Raw genomic sequence first — 12167 nt, 5'->3', positions numbered from 1 at the left:
CAAATCTTTAAAAAGTACAATAAAGAGTGCCCTCTTATTGAAATTGTACAAAATTCAACTCGATATTCACATTAATAATATAAAACTAGGTGGTTTTGTTGGTATGATAGGTATATTGGCCGTGTCTTGGTATGCGATTCAGTTTTCGGGCAAAAGTGGTAAAAAAACAATGCAAAAAGCTTTGCCAAAATCAAGCCTCGTACAAGTGCCTTGTAAACCTCAAAAAACTGCATTTAGGGTAGATGTGGCACACTTTAACCCAAAACGCCCCAGTTTTGCTGTAAAACTGGTAAGTAAAATCAAACAAGGAGTACCTTTAGCATACCAAACCAAGGTAGCCGTAGAAAAATACAATGACTATTTTTTTAATAAGGCAAAACCTGCGCTTGAGGTGGATAAACTCATTGCCAAAACCTGCCAATATCGGGGGCTGGTGGTCTATGGCGACCGCAACGCTCAATCAGGGGAAGAAAGCCTGACGTGCTGGATAGAAGTAGTAAATGTAAAAAAACAAATTACTCACCAACTGGAAGAACCTCCTGCATCTTTCAAATTCTCTATTCCCAACCATGCCCATTATGTTTCTTATTTTATTAGTGGTTTGATCAAATATTACCTTCACCTAAACGATGAAGCACAAAAAGATTTTGGTCATTTTTTAAAACAAATAAAAAGCTCGCCAAAAGCAAGTAACCATCGGGTAATTGCATATTGTAAAATATATTTGGGCAAAATAGCTATAGAAAAAGGAAATAAAACCAAGGCTCTCCGTTTGTTTCAAGAAGCCCACCAACTGTACCAAAGCGATTTTAATGGTAAAAACATTCTTGCCTTGAGCGAAGCTATACAGGCAAACAAGCAAATGCTCGAATATGAAAGTGAGGCAGAAGGCGATGATGATGACAGGCTTGCGGCATTGAATAGCACCTCTATTGCTGTTGACCAAAACAATCCCCAGTCTGCCTTGCCAATAACGCTCACAAACCCTGATAGTGTGATTAAACTCGATTTACGCAATCGTGGACTCACCAAAGTACCTTCATCCATTACTCGATTGTCTCACCTTGCCAGGCTTTATTTTACCCGTAACCGTTTAACTACACTGCCAGTCAGCCTTGCTCAATTGAAAAAACTAACACACCTGTTTTGTCGGTATAACTCTTTCGAAGTCTTCCCAGAAGTACTTACCCAAATGACTCAATTAAAATATTTATACTTGAAAAGTAATCGTCTGAAAAGTATTCCAGCTGGTATTAAGAAAATGACTGGGCTTGTTTCTTTACACCTACAGAACAATCAAATAAGTAAGCTCCCGCCTGAAATTGCTCAACTAAAAAAACTAAAATGGCTGTATCTTAAAGGAAACCCCATTTCTGCCAAAGAAAGAGCACTCATTACAAGTTGGTTGCCTGATTGTAAGGTTATTTTTGAATAATGGCTGTTTTACACTTAGAGCTTGTTTAAAATTCATCCCTTGTGCGTTTTGTGCGGTCTTCACTATGTACCAAGACAAAATTAAATATACCTAACATTTAAGTGTAACTATCATATTATGAGAGAGTTATATTTACTTGTAGCTTATGGCTAATTGCTTGCTGCTACTTACCAATATTTTTAAACTGAATCTATGATTGGGGCAGTTGTGTTGATCTTGGCAAAGTTAATTTAGCTTCACAACGATGTAGAAACTTGCTATTGATACTAACTGATAGGTATGTTTTAAAATCAGAAAAAAATTCTTAGCTTTAAATGCCTGTTTCAATTTCTAAATACTTGATTACCAACAATGATTATTCCCTGAGTCAAGTTTCTACAACCTATGAGCAATCAAGCATTTTTTTTTGATTTTTTGCACTCGCCTAACCCCACCGAGGTAAACCGAGCTTTAGAAATGACACGCAATGCCCCCGAACTGGAAGTATACCTGACAAGCTACCTAAGGTTATACCAAAGTATTTTTGACAAGCAACTAGAAAAAATAGACGCTGCTCACCTTGCTTACCTCAACCAAGCTACCCTTTGTTTAAACAACCACAAGTTAACCCAGCTCCCTACCGAAATTGGCTTGTTGCAAAATCTGCAAACGCTTGAATTGCGACAAAACAAGCTTGCCACTTTGCCCAAAGAGATCAGGCAATTGACGGCTTTACAAATACTTGATTTGTATGACAACCAAATAGGACACCTCCCTCCTTCTATTGGTGCATTACATAGTTTGCGTAAGCTTGATTTGTATAAGAATGGACTACAGACTTTGCCTTATGAAATTGGACAATTGGCGAGTTTGACCACCTTGTGGCTCAACGAAAACAAACTTAAAACTCTACCCAATAGTATAGGGCAACTGCATAACTTGCAGGAGCTTGATGTTCATAAAAATGAATTGAATGTTTTGCCTGAAACTATAGGAGACTTGACAAACCTACAAGTGCTTGATTTACGTCAGAATAAGCTCACCAGCCTGCCAGCTACTATAGGTCAACTACAAAATTTAAGGGAGTTGCACTTGAACAGTAATCAACTTACTACTTTGCCTCCGCAAATAGGAGAGTTGCAGGGTTTGTGGGTATTGGGGCTTGCTGACAACACAATTTCCTCTTTGCCTGAAGAAATCAAACAATTGCAAGGTTTGCAAAAATTGTATGTGTGCAATAATCCAGTAGCGGCATTACGGGTGCCGCGTAGCAGAGGACAGGCACAAATCAAGGAGTGGTTGCCTAATTGTACTATTTATTTTTAACGTAAAGCAAGGCTTGATAAATTAGCTATCAAACCTTGCTTTACTGTTTATTCAAACGCTAATTGGGCTTTTTCGGTAATCACCCAGGTATTTTCTTCTCTCTTGAGTTTGCCTGGTTTTTTTGTAATGATGCGGTAAGCGTTGACAGGTCGGTTGAGGTATTCGGCAACAGGCGCCAGCATAGACCCCTCATAGTTGAGCGCCAAGTGATGGTATTCGTTACGACTTACTACTTGATAAGAAGCTTCTAACGGATTTTGGGTACTTATTTCTATTTTATAAATGTACTCTTTGCTAGGTTCGGTATGAAACTCCTGATGCATAAAACCGTTTTGCTCAGGATGAAATTTTGCATAATAAATTCTTATTTCAGGGCTGTAACTATGGGTTTCGAGGTGTTCGGTTCGCTTGGCGTATAGTTCTTCGGGCGAAATTTTAAACTGATTTCGGGTTCTTAGCAACTGTATCTCTTGTCCCAATGCATGAATATCGTCGTTTAACTGCTGTATTTGCGGAAAAACAGACCGAAAGTCTCTTACTGGCGTCATCGTATCTATTCGATTATCGAGGCGGCTGTATTTTTCCTTAAAAGCCTCATCCAAATCGGCAATTTGTTCTTGTATCTCGTTCAGTTTCTGAAAAAACCTATAAGCCATCACCCCCAGGGCAATTACAGCAATCAAAGATACTATAGATAAAAAAATACTCATTGGTCTATCATCTGTTTGTTTTGGTGTCTTTTCTTTTGGTTTTTGTTGTGTGGTGCTTGTTGGCACATTTGCTTGCTGGCTGGTATCACTTGTTTCGTGAATGCTATTTACACTTTTGCCTTGTATTACCAGGTCTTTCACTTTTATCAAGCGTTCAATAAGTTTCGCCAACTTATTAGTCCAGGCAGCGTCCTGACGAGTTTTTTGTAATTCGGTATTAATGTCTTTGATTAGTTTTTCAAGTCTTCTACCTAACTTACCACGCCCATAGCTACGATACCGTTTCTTTTTAAAAAGGTTAAAAAAACGATTGGTTGCCCTGTAATCTTCCGGAATAGTTTGTTCTATAGCTTCCAGCGAACTACAATCTATAGCATTACTGGCATTTTCTCTGGCGTTGGCGCTCAAATAAAACTTAATGGACTGGCAAATAATCTCCAGTTTGCCTTCGTCATATTTTGCTTCTTCTTCTCGGGCAGGCAATAGCTGGGCTTGAGCAGGCAATGTAACTAAAATACATGCGCCTATAGTTATGATTGTAAAATAAATTGTACGGGCATACTCTCGTAATAAAAAAACCATATCATCAGTGTATATGTATTGGGTTTGTTTTCAATAAGCTTTTCTTCACAACTTCTGTTTAACCACTTGGTAAAAGCATTGCTACTTTGCCTCACTATCTTTTAACTTCTTTTCTATTTCTTGCTTGGCTATGTGTAGTTCTTCAGAGTTTTGCTGCAGCTCTATTTGCTGCTCTTTCAGGGTAGAGGTCATTTCTTGATACTCTGAAAGCATTCGTTCGTTTTTTTGATGGGTAATTACTACAGTAATAGTAGCAGCAATGCTTTCGCTGAGGCGTTGCAAAAACTCCAGTTCGTGTGCTTCAAACTTTCGGAACGAAGCCAATTCTACTACTCCTTCTATTTCTTTGTCGTTTTTGAGAGGTAGCAAAACCAAGGTTTTGGGTGGAGTTTCGCCCAATCCCGACTCTACATAAAGGTAGTTTTCGGGAATGGTTTCTACATATACCATTTCTTTTTCGTTGTATACCCTACCAATCAAACCTTCATCTACCGAAACTTTTCGCTCTATAAACTTCATTCTATCATACGCATACGACGCCCGAAGTTCAAAGAAGGGAGTCGCTTCATGATTATTAAGAATAAACATGCCACCTTGCACAATGTCTATATATTTTACCAACTGTGAGATTACTTCATAGCACAAATGATCTAAATCGTCACTGCTTTGCCTCAATATTTCGGCAAACTTAGCCAAACCATCTGTAATCCATATTCTCAACTGCTCTTCATCGTATACCTTCTGCAGGCTTTTTCCCATTTCGCTTAGGGCTACTCCTAGCTCACTTCCTTCGTTAAATATGGTAAGGTTAGAGTCAAAACGTCCTTCTCCTACCTGATTGGCGTAGTTTTTCACCAGTTTGAGGTTGTGAGACAACTCATTAATGTAACGCACAGTAGAGCCAAACTCATCTGAGTTTTTGGGCAAAGGGTCGGGCAAATCGCCTTTGCTCAAATTAGCAATCTGTGTTTTTATGGGCATAATTTTGCTCATGAGGGCTGTCATAATAAATGCCCCCAAAAAGTAATGGAATAAGATGATAGCCACCAATGACACTACAAATATAACATAACGTTTGCGGTTACTGTTGGCATATTCTTCCAGCAACTCTATCTCTTTATCTTTTTGAATACCCGTCATTCTATTGATGGCTTTCTCCAGCTCACTTAATGCCAACGGAAGGTCTGACACTAAAAACTGACGGATGGCCAGCACCACATCTTTTCGTTGGTATACTATTTCGGCTTGTTTTTGTAGTTGTCTGAGTTCTTCGAGGCGCTGGGTAATGTTAACATACGCCAGGCGGGTGTTGTCTGAGTTTTGGGCCAAATTGAACAACAAGGAGTCTTTTTGTGCGGGAATAGTGAGTAACCAGATTTTACGGTTTTTGGTTTTGTAAGTAGTGTCTTTCAGTATCAGGTATTTGTGTAGGTTTACCTGGGTTTGCTTGGCAGTATTGAGCAGGCTAATGCTATGACGCTGAATGGGTTGGGTGGTATCTATGATTCTTTTATACTGTCGGTTATTACTCAGCCAGGTGTAGTTAATCAAGAGAATCACACTAAACATTAACAAAGCAAGCAGGACAAACACAAATGTAATGCGTCCTTGTATGCTGCTAAAGTCCAGACGAATAAAGTAAGATAAACGATTTCTTTTTTTCACACTCATAAATGATAAGTAATTACAAACTATAAACAGACAAACGACCTTGAGGGACTGCCAAATGCTTGTACTTTAATAAATAGCCTTTACTCAGTTTTTGATGCTCCACTTGTTGTGTCAATCAGCAAAATAATTGATTTGATTCAATAAATCACTTTTTAACAATGATATTAAGTTTAGAATACAAAAAAAATGAGTAGATAGTATGATTTAAGGGAGCAAACAAGAAATAACCTACCCTATTTTTTAATTACTCCCTAAACTATCTACTCAAACAATATGCAGATTTTTTATTTAGCGTATATTTTTTACTTGTTATTAAAATCTTGTGGTGTATTTATTATCATATTTGCAAATTAGCAAGTAGCATTTACCCATAGCGTCAAATTTAAATGTACCTTTACTTTTGCAACAGTGTCAACCAGGCCTGAGTTACTTCGTTGTTGGCCAGGTATTTTTGCGCCAGGCGATGCAGGTTCTCCTGTAGGTCACCCTTTTCTTTACGCACAGCTTGTATGGCATCGCTTCCGCTAAACTTGCTTACTTCGGCAGGTTCAGGCAGCTTTTCTACATTGCCCAATTTACCCAAGTTATTCCCCGTCAATACATGGCTGTTTCGCACAGCTTCGGGCAACTGGTCTACCCCGATACCTTTGTTACGAATAGGTTTTTCTATTTCAAACAAAGCATCTCCGTTGGCACGACAGTACCAATTGCCCCCCATACGTGCTACCAAGTCGGCTTTAAAAGGGTCTACTTTGCCATTTTCATCCAGAATAGCCTCGTTAAAATGTGCCATTACTACCTCACAAACAATGAGGTTACCCGCTCCACCTTCTGTTCCTGTTTCGATAATATCTTTTACTGTGCACTCAAACGCAGCAGGGGCTTCTTTTACCCTAGGAGGCTTCACCAATAACGAGGGTTCTTCGGTCAAGCCTGATTTGATAAACTCGTTCACGCCTTGGTCGTATTCGGTGCTTGCCAGCGACATTTGCTCTACTATAGGGTAGTTTACAATATTAATCACTACCTCTTTGGTAGCTTGGGCATTTTCAAGGGTGTGTTTGGTGGTATTGTCACGCACACGACGCGCCGGAGAAAAAATCAATGTAGGAGGGTTAGCACCGAAAGCATTGAAAAAACTAAATGGGCTTAAGTTCACATTGCCTTTGTTGTCGATGGTGCTGGCAAAGGCGATGGGACGGGGTGCTACTGCACCTAACATAAAACCGTGAAATGCCCCCGTGGACACTTCTTTGGGGTTTATTGTCTTAAATGTTGTCATGTTTGTTGTCTAAATTTATGTGGGCTACAAGGCATAACTCACGTTTTGAACTCAAAAAAAGATCAATGGCAAAGCCCATATTTGATTTAAAAAAGCTTTGCCGTTTGACTCCAAATTTAAACATCTTTATGACAATTTCATTATTTGGTAATTCTTACCTTAGGAAACAAGGTCTTGAGTCCTTCTACTGCCTGGGGTACCAATGGATTGCCTGCAATATACAACTCCTTCAGTTTTGTAAGGTTTTTCATTGAAGCAGGCAGAGTTTCTATTTGGTTCGAGTTCAATATCAACACTTCTAAGTTTTCGAGTTTGCCTATAGTATCCGGTATTTTTTTAAGTCCACATTTGCTCAAAAATAACCTCTTCAGACTTTTTATTTTTACCAATTCGTTCAATACCTGAGTGATATTAAGCTTTTTATTGCTCGATAAGTCTACAAACTCCAGCTTTTGTAATTGATCAAAACTATTAGGCAAAGTCTGTAGCTTGTTATGGCTTACTACCAATCTTTTCAGCCCCTTCATTTTGCCTATGTCAGTGGGCAACTCCATCACTTTGCTGTCTACTAAAGATACCTCTTCCAGCTTAGGCATGGCGCTCATCACTGTAAAAGCTTGCTTGAGGTCAAGGGTAGGGTTGTTGTCTAACCAAATAGAATGCACCTGCTGTAAGTTTTTTATATTTGCAGGAATGCGCTTAAGTTCGTTATCGCTTGTATTGAGCTCTTGCAACAAAGGTAAGCTTTCCAGTTGTCCTATTACCTGCCCCAAGTTTAGCCCTGGGTTCATGCCAATGGCAAGACTTTGCAGGTTTTTCAGTTTTTGTATGTCATCTGAGAGGGTTTTTAACCCTGATTGTTGTAAAGACAACCGGTATACATGGGCAGGCTTTTTCAATGCAGCTTCCAAGCCCTCTACCTCTTCAGTTTTATACAATTCCTGGTTGGTCATGAGTTTGGCAACAGGCGGTGGGGTGCTTTGAGCGGTAGAATCTTTGGTCTCACTTTGGTTGTTCTTTTTGTCTCCACAACTGGTCATCAAAAACAGCATCAGAGCAAGCAGCAACAGGTGAGCGGTTAAGGGTGTTTTTTTCAAAAATGAAGTAAAAGTTTTTTTAAGTTTCATAGAAATAAAATGTCTTTTAAATAATTATAAGTGATTCTTTACGAAGGAGTTAACCTTTTTATACTTATTGCAGTTAAAATTATAAAAATATTTATGCATTACCCAAATTCGCAGGAGAGTGTTTTACTTTACCACACAAACCCCTATTAGTGGAGTTTTTTTATAAAAAAATATTCTGGGTAACCCCCACTCCTTGTTAACCATCTCCCTACCCAAGGCGTTATACCAACAAACGAACAACAAAGATTATGAAAATCCCTCGAATAAAAGGTGTGATAGACCGCCGTATACTCATTAATTATCAAATAGCGCCTGAGGTACTACGTCGTTACTTACCCCCTCCTTTTACTCCCAAACTAGTCAAAGGCAAAGGTATTGCTGGTATATGCCTGATCAGACTCAAAGAGATTCGCCCCAAAGGGTTGCCCAAGGCTATAGGCATTGGATCAGAAAATGGTGCGCACCGCATCGCCGTAAAATGGATAGAAAACGGAAAACGCAAAGAAGGGGTTTATATACCAAGGCGTGACACTTCTTCGCGGCTTAACTCTTTGGCAGGTGGCAGGGTGTTTCCGGGAGTACATCATTTGGCAAACTTTACGGTAAATGAGGGTAACGGCAATTATGAAGTAGCTTTTGTGAGTGACGATGATACTTCGCTGTCGATTAAAGCAAAGAAAACAGCACAGTGGAACACCCAAAGTGTATTCGACGATTTGAGTTGTGTTTCCGATTTTTTTGAGCAAGGTTCTGTAGGTTATTCACCTGAACACAAAGCAGGAAGTTATGATGGGCTGGAGCTTAAGGCATATAACTGGAAGGTATCGCTGCTGGAAGTAGCAGAAGTTCATTCAAGTTTTTTTGAGAATGAAGCAGTTTTCCCGCAAGGGTCAGTAGTATTTGACAATGCGCTGCTTATGCACGATATTGACCACGAATGGATTGGTTTACCTAAAGTAAAAGCCCCAAACGACCCGACTAAAGGTTAACTTAAACAGTCCCCTTGCAAATAACCCACCTATTCAACTCAGGATCTACTAAAATTGAGCTTTCTGTCAGCTTTTCCTGTTTTTATCTCCAACCAAAAAGCCCCGCAAAACAATCGTTTTACGGGGCTTCGTGTTTATGGTATATGCAATTTAAGGCTTTGAGCCCGGCTTCAGGTTTTTCAACAAATATTGAGTAAGCGTAGTATACAAATGACGTGATGTATTGCGTCCCTCATAAATACCGTGCGAACGATTGGGATAAGGCATTACTTGAAAAACCTTATTATGACGAATCAATTCATTGATGAGCGCCTCAGCATTTTGATAATGTACATTGTCATCGCCAGTACCGTGTACCAACAGCAAGTTGCCTTGTAGGTTTTTGGCATAAGTGATGGGCGAACCTTCTATAAAATCTTCCTTATTTTCGGTGATTAAACCCATATAGCGTTCCTGGTAAATGTTATCATAATAAAGTTGGTTGGCTACCGGAGCCACCGACATACCCATTTTATAGATTTCTGGGTAACGAAACAACAGGTTGAGCGTCATAGAACCTCCACCGCTCCAGCCCCATACTCCTATCCGGTTGGCGTCTACAAACTTCCATTTCATTATTTCTTTAGCTCCCATTGCCTGATCGCGTGAGTTAACCACCCCTATTTTGCGATAAATGCTCTTGCGCCATTTTCTTCCTTTAGGCGAAGGGGTTCCCCGGTTGTCCATAGTCATTACAATGTAACCTTTCTGCGCCAATGAATGAAACCAAAGGTTGCGCCAAGACCACGTGTCACGGGCTGTTTGTGACCAAGGCTCACCATATACATAAAACAATACAGGGTATTTCTTGGCAGGGTTGAAGCCAGGTGGTTTAAACATCATTCCCTCCATTGTTACCTTGTCTTGGGTGGTTACACTAAAAAATTCTATCGGGCGAATGTCTAAACCAGCAAGAGTAGCTTTTATTTTATCGTTGCTTATCAAGGTCTTGATTACCTTATGGTTGGGCAGGGTCACTAACTCCGTTACAGGTGGTTGGTTGGCTGTCGAATAAGTGTGAATGGCATATTTACCTCCAGGTGCCACATTGTAGTTATGCGTGCCTGGTTGGTTGCTGGGCGTAAGTCGGGTAGCCTTACCCTTTTTATACAACGAAGCACGGTACAGGTAACGTTGAGTAGGGTTATCGGGCGAGGCAATAAAATAGCAATAACCACCTTTTGGATCAATCTCTAGTACATTCACCACATCAAAATTGCCCTGAGTGATCAATTGTTGTTTGCCACCATCTTTAGCCACTTTGTATAAATGTCGCCAACCGTCTTTTTCGGTAGTCCAGGTAAATTCGTTGCCTTTTTTGAGCCATTTCCAATCACTTTGGCTTACCACATCAATCCACGCAGTTTCTTTTTCTGCATAAATCCGGCTTGCCTTGCCCGTGTAAGTATTACAAGCCCATACTTTGAGGTGGTTCTGTTTGCGGTTTACCTGTTGTACATAAACTTTACCTGGTTGTTTACCCCACATCATACGGGGCAAATAGTTTTGCTGGTTATTTCCTGGTATAGCCATCCAGCGAGTTTTGCCTCCATCCAGATCAATCACCCCCACCCGGCAAGCCGAGGGAGTTTCGCCCACCTTGGGGTATTGTACAGGAACAAGTTGCGAGTATACCGAATCGGTGTTGTTGATCATATAAAAGTTGCGGATATTGCGGGCGTCTACCTGCCAAAAGGCAATTTGTTTGCTGTCAGGGCTCCACCTAAACCCGTCTCTAGCATTAAACTCCTCCTCATAAGCCCAGTCAAACGTTCCATTGATCAGCCTATCTGTTCCATTAAAAGTCAATTGCTTGATTTTATTGTCAGCCAGTTGTTCTACATATACATTATGCTTGCTTACATAAGCCACTTGTTGATTATTAGGCGAAAACTTGGCAAACATCAACGATGACTCAGGCAAACCCTTGCCTAATTGGTTCAACTTGCCCGATTTGAGCGAAAGTACCCAATAATCGCCCTTGGTATGGTAACGCCACACGCGGCGAGTATTGGTAAATATCAACAGTTGCTGTTTGTTTACCGACCATTGGTAATTACGAATAGACAAGGGCTTGCTTTGTCCGGAGGGAATCAGTTTTTGTGCATCAATTAGTACACTGCGTTTACCCGATCGGGTATCGTACTTTACAATGTCACGAGCACCTTTATGCTTTGTTGAGGCCTCAAGCGTCGTATATGCTTTGCCGTCTTCTATCCAGCGGGGTTGGCTGAAATAGTCAACATGAAAGTCAGACGTGAGAAATAAGCGGTCTACTGTAACTTGTTTTTTGTTGGTTTGTGCCAGCAAAGGGGCACTGAGCAGGCAGAGCCATAGTATAATATAACCTAGGTATGTTTTTTTCATGGCATTATTCATTTGAATGATGATGTTGTTTAGAAAATACATTGTATGTTATTTGGGGCATCCCCATATTTAAAGAACTTTAGCCCTCTAAATAATGACTTATTGGGTTATAATAGAAATATAACAAGAAAAATATCTGTTTATTGAAATATTTGTTTAAAAACTAGTTAAAATAGTATTATTCTAACTATCACTGGTAGTTTTAATCGGGTTTGTTTTAGGTATTCTTCCCAAAAAAGTGGCATTATTACATTTGTTGTGATGGTAAGAAGCACCCTTTTACCCTTAGGGCTTCCATCTACCGATTTTATAATCACCTAAAAATCAAATCTTTACGAAATCGATTAGTTGCTTGCAGATCAGCCTCAAACTTGTCGCTTGTCGCTAAAAGCTTGAGGCCGTAGAAGCTATGAAATAATACGGTAAAGAATTTAAGTGAATGACAGTTGATTTTTTAGAACCAGGTCAATCCGTGAAAACAGTACCCTCAACTATAGATCATGGTTTGAATAATAACAAAATTCGCCATTGGTGTCGTGAATACCATCATAGTGTTGCGCGATGACCTAACAACCATCGTTTGGGTAGCCACAAACACTGCATCATAAAACCTCCTTTAAACAAACTCTTAGGAATTGTTCAAAAATAAATTTACACTCT

Annotated in this window: 8 protein-coding genes; 3 read left to right on the top strand and 5 right to left on the bottom strand. The window is 39.8% G+C overall.

What is annotated here, in order from left to right; translation table 11 throughout:
- On the top strand, positions 1–1435 hold a 1435-nt coding region (locus Q0954_RS19640), incomplete at its 5' end, for a leucine-rich repeat domain-containing protein (RefSeq protein WP_299459302.1).
- Between the two features lie 384 nt (positions 1436–1819).
- The gene (locus Q0954_RS19635; RefSeq protein WP_299459301.1) at positions 1820–2740 is read left to right on the top strand and encodes a leucine-rich repeat domain-containing protein; all 921 of its coding nucleotides are present in this window, start codon (positions 1820–1822) and stop codon (positions 2738–2740) included.
- 47 nt (positions 2741–2787) lie between these two features.
- Here the strand turns inward: Q0954_RS19635 and Q0954_RS19630 are convergent, their stop codons facing one another.
- The 4 genes from Q0954_RS19630 to Q0954_RS19615 all read right to left on the bottom strand — a co-directional run bounded on the left by Q0954_RS19630 (position 2788) and on the right by Q0954_RS19615 (position 8112).
- Positions 2788–4032 (bottom strand): hypothetical protein, encoded by a 1245-nt coding sequence (locus tag Q0954_RS19630; RefSeq protein WP_299459300.1) that lies wholly within the window; start codon positions 4030–4032, stop codon positions 2788–2790.
- A gap of 81 nt (positions 4033–4113) precedes the next feature.
- Entirely contained in the window at positions 4114–5703 is a 1590-nt protein-coding gene (locus Q0954_RS19625) for a GAF domain-containing protein (RefSeq protein ID WP_299459299.1), read from the bottom strand.
- 394 nt (positions 5704–6097) lie between these two features.
- Entirely contained in the window at positions 6098–6985 is an 888-nt protein-coding gene (locus Q0954_RS19620) for a flavin reductase family protein (protein WP_299459298.1), read from the bottom strand.
- A 140-nt stretch (positions 6986–7125) separates the two neighbouring features.
- A complete protein-coding gene (locus Q0954_RS19615) occupies positions 7126–8112 on the bottom strand; it encodes a leucine-rich repeat domain-containing protein (protein ID WP_299459297.1) in 987 nt (328 codons plus the stop codon).
- A 248-nt stretch (positions 8113–8360) separates the two neighbouring features.
- Here Q0954_RS19615 and Q0954_RS19610 point away from each other — a divergent pair, with 248 nt between their 5' ends.
- On the top strand, positions 8361–9101 hold the full coding sequence (locus tag Q0954_RS19610; protein WP_299459296.1) for a DUF2071 domain-containing protein: 741 nt from the start codon (positions 8361–8363) through the stop codon (positions 9099–9101).
- 150 nt (positions 9102–9251) lie between these two features.
- Here Q0954_RS19610 and Q0954_RS19605 read toward each other — a convergent pair whose 3' ends face one another.
- Positions 9252–11507, bottom strand: a complete 2256-nt coding sequence (locus Q0954_RS19605; RefSeq protein WP_299459295.1) for a S9 family peptidase — start codon at positions 11505–11507, stop codon at positions 9252–9254.
- Positions 11508–12167: the final 660 nt, after the last annotated feature.

Origin of the sequence: uncultured Microscilla sp., assembly GCF_947493425.1 — a bacterium.
In the GTDB taxonomy this organism is placed as follows: domain Bacteria; phylum Bacteroidota; class Bacteroidia; order Cytophagales; family Microscillaceae; genus Microscilla.
This window is presented reverse-complemented; position numbering and strand designations above follow the sequence as displayed.

Excerpts from the sequence above, each read along its gene's own strand:
- Q0954_RS19615 (WP_299459297.1), bottom strand. The coding sequence starts at position 8,112 with ATGAAACTTAAAAAAACTTTTACTTCATTTTTGAAAAAAACACCCTTA.
- Q0954_RS19610 (WP_299459296.1), top strand. The coding sequence starts at position 8,361 with ATGAAAATCCCTCGAATAAAAGGTGTGATAGACCGCCGTATACTCATT.
- Q0954_RS19630 (WP_299459300.1), bottom strand. The coding sequence starts at position 4,032 with ATGGTTTTTTTATTACGAGAGTATGCCCGTACAATTTATTTTACAATC.
- Q0954_RS19625 (WP_299459299.1), bottom strand. The coding sequence starts at position 5,703 with ATGAGTGTGAAAAAAAGAAATCGTTTATCTTACTTTATTCGTCTGGAC.
- Q0954_RS19620 (WP_299459298.1), bottom strand. The coding sequence starts at position 6,985 with ATGACAACATTTAAGACAATAAACCCCAAAGAAGTGTCCACGGGGGCA.
- Q0954_RS19635 (WP_299459301.1), top strand. The coding sequence starts at position 1,820 with ATGAGCAATCAAGCATTTTTTTTTGATTTTTTGCACTCGCCTAACCCC.
- Q0954_RS19605 (WP_299459295.1), bottom strand. The coding sequence starts at position 11,507 with ATGAAAAAAACATACCTAGGTTATATTATACTATGGCTCTGCCTGCTC.